We start from the raw sequence: 17,948 nt of genomic DNA, 5'->3' as shown, positions 1-17,948 counted from the left end.
TACGTTACCTGCGAAAATTTTGATTACCGATCCGGACCAGCGCTGCCTCAGTTTCGGGTAAGTATTCGCGGCTTGCGTATTGTCGCCAGTTCAATTTTTCCGGTGCATGCGCCGCTGGTTGAGCACTTCGCTTCTGGTGCCGTGGAAAGCATCTGCACCTCGTATGTGGCGGGTCCGGTTGCCGACGCCATCAGCCCGGGCAAGCTCAGGAGCGTCGCTGTGCTCCAGACCCATAGTGGCCGGGTCCGCGCCATCGATGTCGCGTTTATCGCCGCGCCGACAGCTGACGATTACGGTAACATAAACGACGTAGACGGGCCTTCAGCGTGCGGCACATTAGGCAACGCTCAGGTCGACGCAGCTTCCGCGCGCCGCGTCGTGGCTATTACGGACAACCTGGTGCCTTATCCCGCGCGCCCCGCAGATATCACGCAAGAGCTGGTTGACTACGTGGTTACGGTGCCGAGCATCGGCAACGCATCGCAAATAGAGTCGGGCGCTACCCGCATGACGCAGGACGCCGTGGGCCAGGATATCGCTTTGACCGTACCGAAGGCGCTCGACGCGGGTCGGCTCATCCAGGATGGATCCTCCTTCCAAACGGGGGCAGGCGGTGTGTCACTCGTCGTGGCGAGATATGTCCGGGAGCAGATGAGGGAGCGCAAAGTCGAGGGAAGCTTCGCGGCTGGCGGCGTTACCGGGTCGATCGTCTCGATGTTCGAAGCACGCCTGTTCCGCCCCATCTTCGACGTGCAGTGCTTCGATCTCGACGCGGCGCGCTCCTACCGTGAGAATCCACGACATCAGGCGATGTCCGCATCTCTCTATGCGAACCCATGCAATCGTGGGCCAGTAGTTAACCGCCTCGATTCGATGATTCTAGGTGCCGCGGAGATTGACCTGGACTTCAATGTCAACGTGTCGACCCGGTCCGACGGCAGTCTCCTCGGCGGCTCGGGCAGCCACAGCGACACTGCCGGCGGCGCAAAGCTCGCGCTTGTGACCACGAAGCTCAAGGCGGGCGTACACCCGAAAATCGTCGGGAAAGTGACCACTGCGACGACGCCGGGCGCATCGATCGACGTAGTTGTTACAGAGGCCGGAGTCGCCGTGAACCCCGAACGCCCTGACCTTCCCGACCAGTTCGTGACCGCCAGCCTGAGCATCGTATCAATCCAGCGACTCTTCGACCTCGCAAACGACGGCGCGGCACCTCGTGCACGTCCGATGGCCGGGAATAACGACGATCGTCGCGTTCTTGCTGCCCAGCAATATCGGGATGGCTCCGTCATTGACATACTGCGTCAGGTTGAACGCCTATGGACGCGATAGTCGAAGTTCAGAGCGGCGGCGCCCTGCATCGGGCAATTTCCACTTTTCCGTCACGTGCCCGACTTCGATGATAGATGACTCCGCGTTCCTGGCGGTGCGGCTAACGTTTACAGAGCCTCAATGCCAGCAATCTCCAGGACGTTATGTGCCTGCGCGATAACTGGCAGGTCGACCATCTTCCCATCGACGATCGTGGCGGAGCCCCTGCTCGCGTTCACAGCTTCTATCACGCGTCGGGCCCAATCAATTTCCTCGGCCGAAGGTGCGAAGGCCGCGTGCACATAAGGTATTTGCTTCGGGTGGATGCAAAGCTTGCCGCTAAAGCCGAGATTTCTCGCGCGCAACGTTTCGTCGTGCAATAGCTCGGCATTGTCGATCGCAACCGTCACGCCATCGACCGGCGCACCAATTTTTGCAATCCGCGACACGAGCGTGAGCTGTGAGCGGAAGTAGAGCAGTTCGTCGCCATTGCCGCGGATTCCAGTGTCAACCTGGAAATCTATTGTGCCGAAGAGTAGACGCTGCACGCGCGGGACACGCGCAATTGCGCCGAGTTGGTCGAAGGCCGCAGCGGTTTCAATGAGCGGCAGGAGAGCTCCGCTCTCGGGCAACGACATCGCCACTGTCCGAAGCGCGGCTTCATCTTCAGCTTTGGGAACGACGATGCCAAGAAGGCCGGCGCAGCCCACGAGGCTCGATACATCTTCTGCATACCAAGCGGTATCTGCAGCATTGATGCGCACGAATGCGCGTCCGCCCGCGCAGAGCCATGCGACCACCGACTGGCGAGCCACTACCTTCTCGTATGCCGCGACTGCATCCTCGAGGTCGAGGATAACGGCGCCAGCACCCGACGTGCATGCTTTCTCAAAGCGTTCGGGACGATTGCCCGGAACGAACAAATACGATTTTGCTAACATGAATGCGATCCTCCTCAGTCGGCCGATACTTCAGCGACAGCCTTGTAACCACTACCAGTGGTACTCGAGAAGCCGAGTTCGCGAAGGATTGCATCTGTATGCTGCCCAACAGAGGGAACGGCGTCCATGCGCGCATGGAATGATGCCGGTACGCCTGGCGGGAGCAACGCGGGAATCATGCCAGTCGGAGTTTCGATAGTCGTCCAGCGGTTACGTGCCAAGAGCTGCGGATGCCGCCACACTGCGCTCATGTCGTTGACCTTCGCATTTGCGATACCTGCTTCATCTAGGCGCGCCAAAACTTCCGTCGCGGACAACTTCGAGAATATTGATGTAATGATGGAGCGCAGTTCGACCTTGTTACTCACCCGTTTCGGATTGGCATCGAAACGCGCGTCAATTGCCAATTCGGGCTGTTCGAGTACCTTTTCACAGAAGAGCGCCCATTCGCGCTCATTCTGCAAGCCGAGCATCACAGTGTCGCTACTGCCAACTTCGAACGGGCCGTACGGGAAGATTGTTGCGTGCGCGGCGCCCGCGCGTGGAGGAGGTGTTTGACCTTCGAACGCGTAGTAGAGAGGGAAGCCCATCCATTCGACCATGGATTCGAGCATGGAGACGTCAATTCGACAGCCTTCGCCAGTGTGATGCCGCTGCAGGAGTGCTGCGAGAATGTTGGTGTACGCGTACATGCCAGCGGAGATATCTGCCACCGAACAGCCGGCTTTGGCCGATTCCTCAGGGGAGCCGGTTACGGACAGGAAGCCAGCCTCGCTCTGGATGAGCAGGTCATACGCCTTCTTGTCGCGATATGGCCCGTCGGGGCCGTAGCCACTGATATTGCAGACGATCAGCCACGGGAAGCGTTCACGCAAGGCTTCATAGCTCAGGCCGAGGCGGTCCGTCGCGCCCGGGGCAAGATTTTGCACAAGGACGTCCGCATCTGCGAGCAGCGCTTTGACGATGTCCAATGCACCCTCTGCCTTCAAGTCGAGCGCGAGGCTTTCTTTCGAGCGGTTCGTCCACACGAAGTGCGACGACATGCCGTTGACGCGATTGTCATAGCCGCGTGCAAAGTCGCCTGAACCCGGACGTTCAATCTTGATGACGCGTGCGCCGAGGTCGGCGAGCTGGCGTGTGCAAAACGGCGCCGCGATCGCGTGCTCCAGCGTAACGACTTTGACTCCATCCAGTGGTCGCAAGGTTTCCCCCTTATCAGACATAGGTCATACGACGAGTGCGACCACCCGCCGTCGCAATCAATCCCGCTTCTCGTTGAAGTGGAAAAATGAACATCAATGCGCGTCAATGTCGGGCGCCGGAAACCCAATTGGGACTGAGTCGCGGCGTCGAGCGTAATAGAGACCTTTCGTGCCGACTGCGACGGCAGCGAGTGCTGCAGGGATGGCCAGCCCGAAGAAAATGGTGCGGAAATCCCAGCCCATTGTAATCAGCACACCTCCCATCGATGCGCCAAGGATTCCCCCGAATCGCCCGATGCCCAGCATCCAGCTCACGCCAGTCGCACGGCATTGGGTCTGGTAAAAGTGGGCAGCGAGGATCACCATCGAAACCTGCGCACCCATCGCGAAACCGGCACCGAACACGAGCATACGAAGCACGGCGACATCGCCCGGGTGCATGCCGATGAGCACGACCATCACGGAGGCAATCGCGTAGGAAACGCCCATCACCAGGTGATGACTGAATCGGTCCATGAGCCAGCCCATCATCACCGAGCCGAACATGCTGCCGAACTGGAACATACCGGTGACGACTGCGGCTTGGGCCATGGAGACGCCCGCATCTTTCATTAGAGTCGGCAACCAGCCGGTCAGCATGTACACGACGACGAGGCCCATGAAGTAGGTGGTCCACAGCAGCATCGTGCCGGTCCCATTGTCGTGTCGAAACAGCGACTTGATCGACGATTCGGAGGTCCCGAGCGTGGCTTCCGGCACTGTGAACCGGGCATTCGAAAAATCCGTGTCGGACGAAATGCAGCGCAGGATTTTGGCAATACGCGCGGCTGGGGCGTTGCGACAGACAAGGAAGCGAACCGATTCAGGAAGGACGACGATGAGCAGGACACCGAGAATCAGCGGCAATATACCGCCGACAACCAGAAGGCTGCGCCAACCGAATAAGGGGATGATTTGCGATGCGACGAAACCCGATGACGCAGATCCGAGCGAGAAGCCGGCAAACATCAGGTTCGAGAGCAGGGAGCGAGTTCTGCGCGGAGCGTATTCACTCATGAGAGTCACTGCGTTCGGCATCGCAGCTCCAAGCCCAAGGCCGGTGAGGAAGCGGAACGTCGTCAGCGACCAAAGTGACCAAGCGGCGGCACTGAAGAGGCTTGCGAGACCGAAAATCATCACCGACGTCACGACGACATTCTTCCGGCCGTATTTGTCGGCAAGCGGACCAGCTGTGAGCGCACCAACCGCGAGCCCGAAGAGCGCTGCGCTCATTACTGGCGCGAGGGCCGCCTTGGTAACCCCCCATTCGGAGACAAGCGCCGGCGCAATGAAACCCATTGCCGCTGTGTCCAAACCGTCGACGGCCACAACACAAAAACAGAGGAAAAGGATAGCCCACTGGAACGCCGAAAAGCGCCGGTTGTCCAGAAACTCCTGGACGTCAATCGTTCGCGAATGCATGACGTGTCTCCACTTTGTCTGAATCTTCGGATAGGAAATGCGCTGGCACTTGCCGGCTACAGCTTCGCAAGCCGTAGAGAGGTTGTAGGTGTGCTCTGGCAACTTCAGTAGAGACAAGGTACCTGCTAAGTGGCGAGTAGAGGAAAGACGAGATAGACCTAGCCGATATAGCGGAATCCTATAACCGGCCCAGTGGGCGCCAGATACGCTGCTTCACGTTGCGACAAATGCCTCATGGAGGCTGGGCCCATGGCCAGGATAAATAAAAGGTCGGTTCGAAATGAGGTCCATCCTTGCCGCAACGGCGAGAACCACGTTTAGAACATGGTCCCCATTGTGCAGATGATGGTGGAAAGACAGCGTCGCACCGTCTCGAACTCCACATTCGACAAGCGCCATTTCGACGTCGGGTAGCAGTTTTTCCGTTGCCGGCGGTACAGGTGTCATGCGGACTACGGCGCGTTCAAACACTGGCAAGACACCACGCTTCCCGGCGAAGGGCGTGACGGCGCCGTAACCCCGAATGAATTCGGGCAAGATGCGAGCAAGAGCGTTTTGCATCATGACGACGTTAAACAGAGCCCCCCCCAATCTAACGCTTTCGCCGAAGTCGGGGAAATTTGGACTAACTTTGCCAGCTATAGGCCTATCCTGTAGCGCACGACACACACGTCCGCTGATGCCGGAGCAAGCGAGAAGACGTCGCTCCAAACTGCAGCTTTTGATGCGGCCGCTCGCCAATGCCCGTATTGGGCTGCGTTTGGCGAAGCGGTAGGAACTATGAATGTGCAGGTTTAAACAGTGCGGCCCCCATCCACCGGAACTTCGAGACCCGTCAGGTACTCAGCGCCGTCGGTGGCAAGGAACACCGCTACATGCGCGACATCCTCCGGCTCGCACAGACGCCCCAGAGGGATCGTCGAGATGAAACGAGCGCGATTCTCAGGGGTGTCGGGCACTCCCATGAAGTTCTCGAGAAGAGCCGTCGCCCCCATGACCGGACAGATGGCGTTGACTCGGATGTTGTCCGGGGCGAGCTCGACCGCCATCGACTTCGACAGCATGTTCACCGCGCCCTTTGAGCCGTTGTACCAAGTCAGGCCAGGCCGCGGACGGATACCAGCGACCGAACCGACGTTCAGAATGACGCCGCTCTTGCGCTCACGCATGAGAGGAACGACGGCGTGGGCCATGTGATAAATGGACTTGATGTTCACCGCGTACACGCGGTCGAACGTTTCCTCGTCTACGTTGAGCATCGGCTGATTCTTGTGCGTCGTTCCAGCATTGTTGACAACGATGTCTGGCACGCCGAATTTCTCAACACAAGTGCGGACGGCATTCCGCACATCTGCGCCCTTCGTCACATCGCACGCGACGGCAATCGCGTTCTCGCCAAGCTCCCCAGCGACCTTCTCGCCCGCTGAGACGTTCAGGTCTGCGATGATGACCTTCGCGCCAGCTTCGACGTAGTGGCGAGCGATTTCCGCGCCGAAGCCGCTTGCTGCTCCGGTGACGATTGCGACTTTCCCTTGGAGGGCTCCCATGTTATGTCTCCTAGATCTGTTTAGTTGAAGTTCTGCACAACCGTCTTGGTCGTGCTCATTTCTTCAAGGGCGAGAAAGCCCTTTTCACGACCGTGGCCACTCTTCTTCATGCCGCCGAACGGAAGCTCGACACCGCCACCGGCACCGTAGCAGTTGATGAACACCTGACCAGCGACGATCTTGCGAGCCATACGTGCCTGTCGGCTTCCGTTTTCTGTCCAAACGCCCGCCGCGAGGCCAAACTCGGTGCCGTTTGCAAGCGCGACCGCGTCCGCTTCATCCTTGAACGACATTGCCGAAAGGACCGGGCCGAACACCTCCTCGCATGCAAGCCGATGGTCGCGCGGCACCTGTCCAAAAAGGATTGGAGCCACGAAGAAACCGCCCAAGGGAACGTCGCTCGCAATCGCGCCTTCGGACAGGACCGGCACCCCAGAGGCCCTAGCCTCGTCGATGAAGCCTTGGACACGCGCGAGCTGCTTTGCGCTCACAATCGGGCCGCAGTCAAGGTCCATCTCTGGCGTGCCGACGCGGACTTCTGCGAAGAGGCGAGCAACCTTCGCGATAAACTTGTCATAGATGCTTTCCTGGATCAGGAGTCGGCTGCCCGCCGAACACGTTTGCCCGGCGTTCTGGACGATAGCGCGCACGATTTGCGGCGCCGACTTGTCGAGGTCCGCGTCTTCGAAGACGATCTGCGGAGACTTGCCGCCCAGTTCGAGCACACAGGGAACGTGATTACGTGCCGTCGCTTCCTGCACCATCACGCCGACTTCTGGAGAGCCAGTGAAAGTTGCGAAATTGATCTTCGGATGGGCGGTCAGCGCGGCACCAGCTTCGTAGCCATAGCCCGTCACGAGGCTGAGTGCACCCGCCGGGAAACCAGCCTGCTCTACCAGTTCCACGAGGCGGATGCTGCTTAGGCATGCGTCTTCCGAAGGTTTGAGGACTGCGGCATTGCCCATCGCGAGGGCCGGCGCAATCGTGCGGCCGAGCATCTGAGCCGGGTAATTCCACGGAATGATGTGAGCGGTGACGCCGTGCGGAACTCGTACAACACTGACGTTGAAACCGTCGAGATACGGGATGGTCTGGCCGTGAATCTTGTCTGCTGCGGTACCGTAGAATTCAAAGTACCGAGCGACAACTCTTACGTCATTGCGAGCAACGGTCAGGGGCTTGCCTGTGTCGCTCGCTTCGATTTGGGCGAGGTCTTCTGCGTTGTCGAGAATTAGCTGGCTGAGCTTGCAGAGGAGTCTGCCTCGCTCTGTCGCGGTCAACCGTCCCCATTCGCCTTCGAGTGCCTCGTTGGCTGCCAGAACTGCACGGTCGATATCTTCGGCTTTGCCGCGGCTGATGGTGGTAAATTTCACACCGTTCGACGGGTTGACCACATCGATGGTTTCACCCGACGCCGCATCGGCCCACTTTCCGTTGATGAAAATTGTGCCCATTGCATGTCTCCGTTAATGCCAGGCGGGCGCCACAATCTGGTGTCGCGCACGCCCGACAGCTTTTCCAAATAGTTGGGCTGAATGTACGCCTCGAAGAAGCACGGGAGGAAATATGGATTTGGTCTTCCCGATATAGATCAAACCTATATCGAGACGTTGCTGCAGCATTGCCGAGCCTCACCAACGCCCCCCCGAATCTGGCGACTGGAGTAGCCCCCTGAAACACCTACAAGGACCTTCGGGTTCGAGCAATATCGTTCTGACATCTCTGCATTGCGGCACGATGGCGACGAGATGGACTGCGCACCTACAATCGGCCTGCGAGCGCGCTCGGCTCGGGCCAGAATACTAACCGCTCAGCAGGGCTCCATCCGGACAGCGGCATTGCGCTGTGCATGCCGAGCGTTTCATCGAGCTGTCCTGCTGCCGGTCCAACCTGTCGTCGATTCGTCCGTTGCAATCTGTCAGAGAAAGGCGCTGCTGTTGCTGCTTACTGTTCTTGCGGTTGCATAGGAGTAAAGCATGCCGGCACGTGGTCGGGCCTGAACGACTCGTCTCGCGTCAGTAGGGCCCAGATAATGCGTGCGTGTTTGTTGGCGAGGGCCACGAGGGCTTTTTGCCAACCGAGCCTTCCCTGAACTTCTTGGAGCCATCGGGATAAGCGGTCAGCTTGTGAGAGACCGGTATCACTACGGTTCAGCGCCCTTCGTCTCAGCGACGAGGCGAATCAACGATGTGATGCTTGCGAAGGGCTCGTGCAGTTGGCGAGACCGGCGTCAGCGCGACGCTTAATGCTGTGCTCGAGCGCAGTGCGGTGAAAGTCGCATGCTGCGTTCTTCGGGGGCCCCGCTGCCGTAAGGCAGCGGGGCTACCCACTACAAGGATCCGAAACCATTGCAGTGGACCTACAACGATCCCACTCGCCGAATCACCGCCAATTCTTCTGATTCAATGGATTAGTGAGGTGCCAAAGCTGCTGCCAGACATCACCCCAAAACGGGGTGTGGTCGGTTGTCGTTCTCCTACCAAACGACACGTCGCTATTAGTACCACCGGCGGAGAGGCGAACCCTTCCCCAGTCGTGTGATGAAACGGGAACGTGGGAAGCCCGCATGGTTGCCCACGTGGCAAACAGGCCGTAAGGCAAGTTGTTGACCGTGCGGTATGAGAAGGCGAAAAAAGCGAATGCTGGGCTGTAATCGTCCAGATAGCGGTTGCAATATCATCGAGCGCGAAAACAAGCAGACTTCCGCTCGGTGTTCCGGCACGAACCGGTCGAAAGACTCCATAGAGGGAAGCATGAGAGAGCACCGCTCGCGGTGTCTGCGCCCTCCGTCTCGGCGGGAGAACCTCGGCACTGCAATGTGCAGGCGTCGGTAAATCGACGCCGGTCACTTATAGAAGCGATTTCGGGATGCTTGAGCCGTATGCAGGGAAACTTGCACGTACGGTTCTTAGGGGAGGCTGCGGCGGCAACGCCGTGGCCTTACCCGATCATAAGACTGTGTTTTTGACTAATCTTACTGTGTCAATAAATCAGCATTGGATGCTGAACAAAACGGACATCGCTCGAGCCGGCGCGCGATGCATGCAGCGATACGCCAGCGCAGCGTGGTGATGGAATCAGCCACGTGGCGCTGTGCGCGCCGGGGACCCGCGTGGCACGTAATCCGAGGGTAAGGCAAATGGGTCGCGGATCGCGGAGTTTTTTTTACTGTCACCTTGAATGAGGCGTTGAGCAACAAGAAATCCTTAGGCAGCAATACACAACGATGCATGGTGATGGAATCCACGCCAGCCACGTCCTTCGAAGTGTCCCAGGCCGAACTCCTGCTTGAGATCCTGATAGTCCCGCTCGATACGCCAGCGCATCTTGGCGACATGAACCAGTCGTTCGAGCGTCGTGTCTGGGGGCAAAGTCGAAAGCCAGTACTTGAGTGGCTCCGCATCACCTTCGGGCCATTCGATCAGCAGCCATTCCTCATCGCGCAGTGTGGAGCGCCAGTAATCTCGGTGTGAAGCACGCACGCGCACGGCAGCAAAGCGCGAACTGAGCGCGGCGCACGTACCTTCGCGCCATATCACGTTGCGATAGCGCGAGGCATCGAGCGTAGAGGCCAGATCCTTGACTCCGATCGGCTCATGTCCCGGTGCGCGCCGTAACAAGCTGCGTGGCCGGCCCGATTTCCCCGCGGCGGGCTCGGGCGGTAGAGGAGCCGTGCCCGGCGCCCATACGCGCGTGTTCGAGCGAATGCCCACCGCATACTGCAGCCCGAGCTCGCTGACGGTCTCCCGAAACGAGGTGTCGTCTCCATAGCCCGCATCGGCCAACACGATACCGTCGGGCGCGCCGCTTTGCCGTGCTTCGCGCAACTGCCCGGTCGCAATCTCTGGTTTGGTTGCAAACTCGATTTCCTCGGGCACGCCGGCTTTCTGTCGTCGCACGGGATCGTCGCTCCATTCACGCGGCAGATACAGTCGATACGACACCGGTAGGCTCGCGTCTTCCGTCGCCACCGACAGGCTCACCGCAACCTGGCAGTTGTCCTGCTTGCCCAGTTGACCGCAGTATTGCCGTGCCACGCCGACCGAATGCTCACCCTTCTTGGGAAATCCCGTGTCGTCAATGATCCAGTACAACCCGCCAGCCGGGTCCATGTGCGGCAGCACCCAGCGCCGCACCTGCTCGAGCAGCGCCGTATCGGACCATTCCGACTTCGCCACGAAATGATGCAGTGACTGGTGCCGCGCGCTCACATGCTCCGGTTCCAGATGTGCCGCCAGCGGCTCGACGCTCTTGCGCCGAATTGGCAGCATCAGCCCTTGGCAATAGCCTCTCAATCCTGACTCGCGGTCGCTATGCCCAAGCGCTTCACACAAATGTTCCAGATACGCCTCGAATGACGTCTCCTGCCCCCTGCAAACAGGGCCAGCCGGAGTCTAGTAAAGTTCGTTTTCGGAGAAGAAGGCGAACATGAAGAAGCGCTTTACGGAACAGCAAATCATCGGATTTCTGAAGGAAGCCGAGGCCGGTATGCCGGTCAAGGAACTGTGCAGGAAGCACGGGTTCAGTGACGCGTCGTTCTACACCTGGCGTGCGAAGTTCGGCGGCATGGACGTGTCGGAAGCCCGCCGGCTGAAGGACCTCGAGGCGGAGAATGCCCGGCTGAAGAAACTGCTGGCCGAAGCAATGCTCGATATGGAAGCGTTGAAGGTCGTCGTCAAGGGAAAGCCCTGAGCCCACAAGCCAAGCGCGAAGCGGTGGCGGCGATTCGGGAGAAGGTCAACATCTCTGAACGCCGCGCCTGCCGGCTTGTCGGGCTTTCTCGCAGCGTGTTGCATTACGACGCGAAGCCGGACCACGAGAACGAGGTGCTAGCGGCGCGTCTGGTGGAACTGGCGCACGAACGTCGTCGGTTCGGCTACCGCCGGTTGCACGCCCTGGTGGAGCGCGAAGGCACATACGCCAATCACAAACGCGTCTATCGCCTGTACCGTGAGGCAGGACTGGCTGTGCGGCGCCGCCGCAGACGCCACGGCGTAATGATTGAGCGCGAGCAACTGGCGTTGCCCGGCGCACCCAACGAAGTCTGGTCAATCGACTTCGTGATGGATACGCTTGTCAACGGCCGGCGCTTGAAGTGCCTGACCGTCGTCGATGATTTCACGAAAGAGGCGGTCGACATCGTCGTCGACCAAGGCATCTCCGGCTTGTACGTCGCTCGGGCATTGGACCGTGCCGCTCGCTTCCGTGGCTATCCCAAGGCGGTGCGCACCGACCAGGGCCCCGAATTCACGAGCCGCGCGCTCGACCAATGGGCGTATGCGAATGGCGTCACCTTGAAGTTGATTCAGGCGGGAAAGCCAACGCAGAATGCGTACATTGAATCGTTCAACGGCAAGTTCCGCGACGAATGCCTTAACGAGCACTGGTTCACGACGTTGGCCCACGCTCGGGCGGTCATCGCGGGCTGGCGCCAGGACTACAACGAACAAAGACCTCACAGCGCGCTGAACTACCTTTCGCCATCAGAGTTTGCGGCGAAACATCGGGCAACAGCGGATGCTCCTGCCGCTTTCCAGGAGCTGGTTTAACGGGACTTTGCTAGAAGCCCATTGGCCCTACTGACGGGGGCAGGTCAATCTGGCTGGATGCCGTGGCGATGGTGTCAGTACCCAGGCGCACTTCCCCGACAATCTGCTTCAGGTGTCCATTCATGTCCTTAAGAGATTCCAGCAGTTGGCCAGTCTCGTCATTGGAACGTATCAGAATACGGCTCGTCAAATCGCCAGAGGCAACTGCCTGGGCGACTCGCACCGCGGCACGCAATGGACGGATTATCGAGCGCGTGACGGCGTACGCCAAGCTGATCCCGCTTACGAGAGCGGCGAAACCTAGTCCGACCATCAGGTCACGTGCAGATTCGATGTCTTGTCTGGCTTGCATACCGCCTTCGTCCACCCGTTTTTTCTGGAACTCCACCAGTGCCTTGATGTGTTCCTGGAGGACGTCCAACAAGGGGAGCGTTTCGCTGCGCGTCGTGCTGACAGCCTCGTCACGCTTATCGTCACGCAGCAACTGCGCAACCTTGCTGAATGACGCGACGTACGCGGCGCGGGATTCCTTGATCTGAACCAGCATCGCCCGCCCCTCGGGTTGGTCGACCAGTTGGTCGAGCGTTTCAAGCGCGTTGCCGATGGTCTTCTTGTTCTCCTCGATATTCTGATAAATCGTGGCCGCGTTGTCCTTGTCGCTTGTGATGAATAGCTCCATAGTCCGGCGCGCATTGGCCCGTGTCATCGCATTGATAGTCTGCGCTGCGTCCGCCTTCACCCACTCTTTGTGAATGATGCTTTCGTTGATCTCGCCTATGCCGTTCATTCGATTCATGCTGACTACAATCAACATTATCATGATCATCAAGACAAGCCCGAAGCTTGCGCTCAGGCGCAGACCGATCTTTGAATTTTTAAACTTTTTCAGCATAATATTTAGATTCTAATTAAATTATTTATTCTGCAATCGCGGCCTATTATCATGCGCATGCAGCCGCACCCGCGATCCACGTCCCGCCGATGATCGATGGATCTCATGACAAGGCGGTGCCCATCGCTCATCGGAGACGACGTCGCGCAGAACGTGGCCTACTGCGGACATGCGGCCTCCGCTATGGACAGCCATTGCGTTACTTCGTTCGCCGGCATCGGCAGGCTGATCAGATAACCCTGTACAGCATCACGACCGAACTCGCGCAGGTACTCGCATTGCTCTTCCTGCTCAACTCCCAAGGCCACAGCGGCCAGTTTGAGATTGCGTCCGAGCGCGATGACGGCACCGGCGATGGCGGTGTCGTTCGTGTCGTTCGTGTCGTTCGTGTCGTTGCAAACGCTTCAGATAGGCGAGGGAAGAATAGCCGGTGCCGAAATCATCAATCGACAAACCAATGCCGAGTTCGCGAATCTGTTCAAGCACGAAAACCACGTTCTGATGCATCAATGTGCTTTCGGTAACTTCGAGACGCAGCGCTCGGCGGCCAGACCGGTCGCATTCAGTATCTCTGACACCTGCCGCGGAAAGCTCGCGTCGACAAGTTGGCGCGCGGACACACTGGTCGATCGATGTCTTCCAGCGCATTCGGTTCCGAAATGGTTCTTGTCATTTTTGAGCAGTCGCACAAGAGAGCTTTGTTGTTCTTGCTGTGAGGAAAACTTACACCTTCAAACACGGAGTCGGACGACATGCTTTCTCGCCGCGTTCAGCAGGCTCATTAGTATCATGTCTCCGACGCAGCAATTTCACACGTCCCCTTCGGTCACGCAGCCGTGGAGGGCGAGAGTTCGCGGTGTTCCGCCGAATGTCTTTTTTTCCACTTTTCAATCTTCACTAAAGATTCGATGAGTTAATTGACGCATTTTTCCAAGATGCCCACGGCTAACGGCCGAGATTTTGACATGCGTTTTGGGTGCGGTTCGCGACATCATTGCTGCGAGGTAAAAAAATCGCCCTCTGGATCAGGTCAAAAAAAACGGATTCACGGGATGCCGTTATCCCAAAAGAATTCGCTGACGAGGAGCTGACGTTTGTTGCATCCAGACCGAATCGACGATGATCCGCCACAATTAATACAAGCAATTCGTGAGCCATTTCCAGAAAATACCTAATTCCAAGCGCCGCGACTGTCAGATCGGGGGCTAACGCAACGTGGTGCAATAATTCACAGATTTGGTGCTGACAGCACTAAATCACGGTGCCGAAATTGGCGAATGGTCTCGTACGGTGTAACTCGAACGGGTCTTGATCGACGTTGTTGCATAAATCTGGCCGTCGCACGGCGGCCAGATTTATGCAACAACGCTCCTTCGACAGCCCGCGTGACTGACAAATAAAAAAGCTCACTGAATCAGGAACTACTTCTCGATTCTCTCAGTAAGGAGCGGCCTCACGTAGCGGCCCGCTTCGAGGCAGGCGTAGGGATGTGGACTTCGAGCATCTCCAGCCCGCGATAGAGCGGGTTCCGGTTCCATCGCGGACGGAGCTGAGAAAGCTGCAATTCAGGCCAGCGACGGATCAGCTCACTGAAGACGATCTCGGCTTCCATCATTGTCAACACGGCACCAATGCAAACATGCGGACCACTGCCGAACGACAGCGGCGCAAACGCACGGCGCCCTATGTCGAGCTCATCGGGGCGTTCGTAGCGCCGTGGATCGCGATTGGCGGCGCCGATGAGTCCAAGCACCAGTTCCCCTCTGCGCAGCGGTTGTCCGTGCAGAATCAGATCGGTCGCTACGCGCCGCCCAGTGTACTGAACCGGGCTGTCAAAGCGCAGCAGTTCGCGCACCGCACTCTTCAGCCGGTGTGGGTCGTGCTGAATCTCGCGCCAGAGCTCCGGCCATGCCAGCAGGTGATACAGCCCATTGCCGAGTAGATTCCGTGTCGTTTCGTGGCCGGCGAAAAACAGCATCGCGCACTGCACAAGCAACTCGGCGCCGACGGCGATCGTTCCGTCGCGCGAGGCGCGTGCCAGACGGCCCACCAGGCCGTCTTGTGCATCACCGTTCGCGAGGAAATTCTCGAAGTAGCGACTCATCCCGAGCAGACTTTCCTGCGCACGCCGCGCCTGTTCCAGCGTTGGCCGTGGCGCGCCGATGAACGCGGCGAGGTCGTCCGACCATTCGACGAAACGGCTGTCGTGATCGACAGTCACGCCCATCAGCTTCGCGATCACCCGCGCTGGCAATGGCCGGGCGAGCTGTTGCATGAAGTCGAAGCCGCGTGTGGCGTCCACCCCGTCTAACAGTTCGTCGACGAGTGCTTCGATATACGGCCGCAACGCCAGCAGCGCGTCAGGCCGAAAGCCTGCCTGCATAACATCGCGTATGCGCGTGTGATCCGGCGCATCTAGAAACAGCATCGCTCGACCAAATAGTTGCTGGAATCCCTTCAACTCGCTGCGCGCGCCTGCGTCACTGTTCATTACCCAGCCGCCAGTGCGGCGCGCCGAGAAGCGCGGGTCGCGCAACATCGCCTCAACGTCCTCGTGCTGGGTGAGCAGCCATGCGCCGTCGAAGAACTCACTGCTCCAGTGAATCGGCCCGGCTTCTCGCAACTCCTGATACGTCGGATAGGGATTATCCAGAAAACCTTCGTCGATCATCGGTCGTCCAAGCGGAAACGCGCTCACGGTAGACATCGGCAGCGCACTCATATCGCCCCCCCCGCCTGAACACGCAGCCCCAGTCGGGCTAACAGCGCGCGATCTCGCACCACCTGCGGATTGTGCGTGGTCAACAGCCTATCGCCATAAAAGATAGAGTTCGCACCGGCCAGAAAGCACAGTGCCTGCAGCGCATCGTCCATCTGCTCGCGCCCAGCTGACAGTCGTACTATTGCGCGCGGCATCGTGATGCGTGCCACTGCGACGGTCCGCACGAACTCGAACGGATCGAGTGACTCGCTACCCGCTAGCGGCGTTCCTTCGACCTGCACCAGATTATTGATCGGCACTGACTCCGGATACGGGTCGAGATTGGCGAGCTCCGCGATCAGGCCCGCCCGATGCACACGCCCCTCTCCCATCCCGACGATACCGCCGCAGCACACGTGGATGCCCGCATCGCGCACGTGAGTCAGCGTATCCAGCCGATCCTGGTAGGTCCGGGTACTGACTATGCGGCCGTAGTATTCAGGTGCTGTGTCGAGATTGTGGTTGTAGTAGTCGAGGCCTGCGTCCTTCAACGAATTGGCCTGCTTAGCATCGAGCATGCCTAGCGTCATGCATGTTTCCAGTCCCAGCGCCTTTACTTGTCTGACCATCTCGGTCACGGTCGCCATGTCCCGCGGTTTTGGGCTGCGCCACGCGGCTCCCATGCAGAAGCGCGTCGCGCCCTGTTCCTTCGCGCTACGCGCGGCCTCGACGACCTCCGCCACTGGCAAAATCTTATTGGCTTTCACGTCGGTGTCGAAATGCGCCGACTGCGGGCAATAGCCGCAGTCCTCCGCGCAACCGCCCGTCTTGATCGACAACAGCGTCGACAGCTGAATTTCATTCGGATCGAAATGCTCGACGTGCACCTGATGCGCACGATGAAGCAGATCCATCAGCGGCAACGCCAACAACGACTCGACATCTTCGACGCGCCATCGCGCATTCGATTGAGCAGCCGGCTTCTTCAAGGTCGACAAAGGAATGGTCGCGACGGCAATCATGATGCAACTCCAGTAAAGAAATGCCAGCAAGGAATGACGAACAATGCGACGGCATCAAGGTGTGCGGCACACGTAGCAAGAATGATGGACGCGCGGCTCATGACGCAGCCTGAAGCGCGGCGAGCAGGCGCTCGACATCGTCCGCAGAATGGGCCGCGCTGAGCGTGATGCGCAAGCGCGCGGTCCCAAGCGGGACCGTCGGCGGGCGAATCGCTGGCACCCACAGACCTTGAGCTTCTAGCGCAGCGGACAACGACATCGCGCGCGCGTTGTCACCGACAATCAACGGCTGGATCGCGGTCGCGGACTCGGTCAGGCGCCACCCGAGCGACGGACGTCGGGCAATCATCGCGGCCAGTCCGTCACGCAGTTGACGGAGGCGCTGCTGCAGCTCCATGCGCCGCTGCGCACCGTCGTCGCCGGCGATGAGTTCGAGGCTCACCCGCAACGCATGGGCGATCGCGGCGGGCGCGGCCGTTGTGTAGATGTAGCTGCGCGCGACCTGCCGCAACCACTCCGCGATCGTCGGATGCGCGGCCACGAACGCGCCAGCCACACCTGCCGCCTTGCCGAGCGTGCCCATGTAAATTAAGCGTTCGCTGCTCACGCCAAAGTGCGCGAGCGAGCCGCGGCCCTTCGGACCGAGGACGCCAAAGCCATGCGCATCGTCGACGATCAGCCACGCATCGAAGCGCTCTGCCAGGTCAAGGAGCGCCGGCAGGTCGGCCAGATCGCCGTCCATGCTGAACACGGCGTCCGTGACAATCAGCCGGACCGAGGTCGTGCAGCGCTCGAGCTGGCTTTCCAGCACGTCCAGCCGGCGATGCGGATAGCGCTGCATGTCGGCGCGCGCGAGCAATCCTCCGTCGATTAGCGACGCGTGATTGAGCTTGTCGGCAAACAATGTGGCCTGTGCATCGCCAAGTGCCGTCAGCAGCGCGAGGTTGGCCAGGTACCCGGTACCGAAGAAAAGTGCCGTCGCACCTGGAATGCACGGAGACAGCCAATCGGCAAGATCCGACTCCAGCGCATCGTGAATCTCGCTGTGCCCGCTGACCAGATGCGACGCGCCACTGCCGACGCCCCAACGACAGGCCCCTTCGGCAAATGCAGCGACCAGCGCCGGGTGATTCGCCAAGCCGAGGTAATCGTTGCTGCAGAACGCGAGCACAGATCGCTGCTCGCCATCTTGTATCAACTGTGTGTAAGGGCCGCACGGCGACACGACCGTGCGCCGTTGCCGCGTCAGCGACTGCGCGGCGCGCTCACACAATTGTCGGTTCAAGTGATCGATCAGCATCAAAATGTTCCGTTTCAATCGC

Annotated in this window: 11 protein-coding genes and 1 pseudogene; 2 read left to right on the top strand and 10 right to left on the bottom strand. The window is 59.2% G+C overall.

Annotated elements, in window-relative coordinates; translation table 11 throughout:
* Positions 1 to 72: 72 nt before the first annotated feature.
* On the top strand, positions 73 to 1,332 hold the full coding sequence (locus G3O06_RS22965; RefSeq protein WP_205817586.1) for a citrate lyase subunit alpha: 1,260 nt from the start codon (positions 73 to 75) through the stop codon (positions 1,330 to 1,332).
* Between the two features lie 107 nt (positions 1,333 to 1,439).
* On the opposite strand, the gene G3O06_RS22960 is transcribed toward G3O06_RS22965, so the two are convergent.
* The 6 genes and pseudogenes from G3O06_RS22960 to G3O06_RS22930 all read right to left on the bottom strand — a co-directional run bounded on the left by G3O06_RS22960 (position 1,440) and on the right by G3O06_RS22930 (position 10,805).
* On the bottom strand, positions 1,440 to 2,252 hold the full coding sequence (locus G3O06_RS22960; protein ID WP_205817585.1) for a CoA ester lyase: 813 nt from the start codon (positions 2,250 to 2,252) through the stop codon (positions 1,440 to 1,442).
* 14 nt (positions 2,253 to 2,266) lie between these two features.
* Positions 2,267 to 3,454, bottom strand: a complete 1,188-nt coding sequence (locus G3O06_RS22955) for a CaiB/BaiF CoA-transferase family protein (protein ID WP_205817597.1) — start codon at positions 3,452 to 3,454, stop codon at positions 2,267 to 2,269.
* 93 nt (positions 3,455 to 3,547) lie between these two features.
* Positions 3,548 to 4,915, bottom strand: a complete 1,368-nt coding sequence (locus G3O06_RS22950; protein ID WP_205817584.1) for an MFS transporter — start codon at positions 4,913 to 4,915, stop codon at positions 3,548 to 3,550.
* A gap of 794 nt (positions 4,916 to 5,709) precedes the next feature.
* Positions 5,710 to 6,462 carry an SDR family oxidoreductase gene (locus G3O06_RS22940; protein ID WP_205817582.1) on the bottom strand — a complete coding sequence of 251 codons (753 nt, stop codon included), beginning with the start codon at positions 6,460 to 6,462 and terminating at the stop codon, positions 5,710 to 5,712.
* A gap of 20 nt (positions 6,463 to 6,482) precedes the next feature.
* The gene (locus tag G3O06_RS22935; RefSeq protein ID WP_205817581.1) at positions 6,483 to 7,916 is read right to left on the bottom strand and encodes an aldehyde dehydrogenase family protein; all 1,434 of its coding nucleotides are present in this window, start codon (positions 7,914 to 7,916) and stop codon (positions 6,483 to 6,485) included.
* Positions 7,917 to 9,539: 1,623 nt separating this feature from the next.
* Positions 9,540 to 10,805 (bottom strand): annotated as a pseudogene (locus G3O06_RS22930) (IS701 family transposase).
* Between the two features lie 85 nt (positions 10,806 to 10,890).
* On the opposite strand from G3O06_RS22930, the gene G3O06_RS22925 reads away from it, so the two are divergent.
* Positions 10,891 to 12,011, top strand: a protein-coding gene (locus G3O06_RS22925) for an IS3 family transposase (protein WP_205817580.1) whose coding sequence is annotated in 2 segments (ribosomal slippage) — positions 10,891 to 11,149 and positions 11,149 to 12,011 — 1,122 coding nt in all. Because the reading frame shifts where the segments join, the coding sequence is not laid out codon by codon here.
* A 10-nt stretch (positions 12,012 to 12,021) separates the two neighbouring features.
* Here G3O06_RS22925 and G3O06_RS22920 read toward each other — a convergent pair.
* The 4 genes from G3O06_RS22920 to bioF all read right to left on the bottom strand — a co-directional run bounded on the left by G3O06_RS22920 (position 12,022) and on the right by bioF (position 17,926).
* Positions 12,022 to 12,903 (bottom strand): MCP four helix bundle domain-containing protein, encoded by an 882-nt coding sequence (locus G3O06_RS22920; protein ID WP_205817579.1) that lies wholly within the window; start codon positions 12,901 to 12,903, stop codon positions 12,022 to 12,024.
* A 1,453-nt stretch (positions 12,904 to 14,356) separates the two neighbouring features.
* The gene (locus tag G3O06_RS22905) at positions 14,357 to 15,574 is read right to left on the bottom strand and encodes a cytochrome P450 (protein ID WP_241020198.1); all 1,218 of its coding nucleotides are present in this window, start codon (positions 15,572 to 15,574) and stop codon (positions 14,357 to 14,359) included.
* 47 nt (positions 15,575 to 15,621) lie between these two features.
* Entirely contained in the window at positions 15,622 to 16,626 is a 1,005-nt protein-coding gene (gene bioB / locus G3O06_RS22900) for a biotin synthase BioB (RefSeq protein WP_205817576.1), read from the bottom strand.
* 97 nt (positions 16,627 to 16,723) lie between these two features.
* The gene (bioF, locus tag G3O06_RS22895; RefSeq protein ID WP_205817575.1) at positions 16,724 to 17,926 is read right to left on the bottom strand and encodes an 8-amino-7-oxononanoate synthase; all 1,203 of its coding nucleotides are present in this window, start codon (positions 17,924 to 17,926) and stop codon (positions 16,724 to 16,726) included.
* Positions 17,927 to 17,948: the final 22 nt, after the last annotated feature.

This window comes from Burkholderia sp. Ac-20345 (assembly GCF_017104825.1).
Lineage (GTDB): Bacteria > Pseudomonadota > Gammaproteobacteria > Burkholderiales > Burkholderiaceae > Burkholderia > Burkholderia lata_B.
The sequence above is the reverse complement of the archived record's forward strand: the minus strand, read 5'-3'. Positions and strand labels throughout refer to the sequence as shown.

Bases quoted from the DNA above. Each gene is read 5' to 3' on its own strand.
- G3O06_RS22935 (WP_205817581.1), bottom strand. From the start codon at position 7,916: ATGGGCACAATTTTCATCAACGGAAAGTGGGCCGATGCGGCGTCGGGT.
- G3O06_RS22905 (WP_241020198.1), bottom strand. From the start codon at position 15,574: ATGATCGACGAAGGTTTTCTGGATAATCCCTATCCGACGTATCAGGAG.
- bioF (WP_205817575.1), bottom strand. From the start codon at position 17,926: ATGCTGATCGATCACTTGAACCGACAATTGTGTGAGCGCGCCGCGCAG.
- bioB (WP_205817576.1), bottom strand. From the start codon at position 16,626: ATGATTGCCGTCGCGACCATTCCTTTGTCGACCTTGAAGAAGCCGGCT.
- G3O06_RS22950 (WP_205817584.1), bottom strand. From the start codon at position 4,915: ATGCATTCGCGAACGATTGACGTCCAGGAGTTTCTGGACAACCGGCGC.
- G3O06_RS22940 (WP_205817582.1), bottom strand. From the start codon at position 6,462: ATGGGAGCCCTCCAAGGGAAAGTCGCAATCGTCACCGGAGCAGCAAGC.
- G3O06_RS22920 (WP_205817579.1), bottom strand. From the start codon at position 12,903: ATGCTGAAAAAGTTTAAAAATTCAAAGATCGGTCTGCGCCTGAGCGCA.
- G3O06_RS22960 (WP_205817585.1), bottom strand. From the start codon at position 2,252: ATGTTAGCAAAATCGTATTTGTTCGTTCCGGGCAATCGTCCCGAACGC.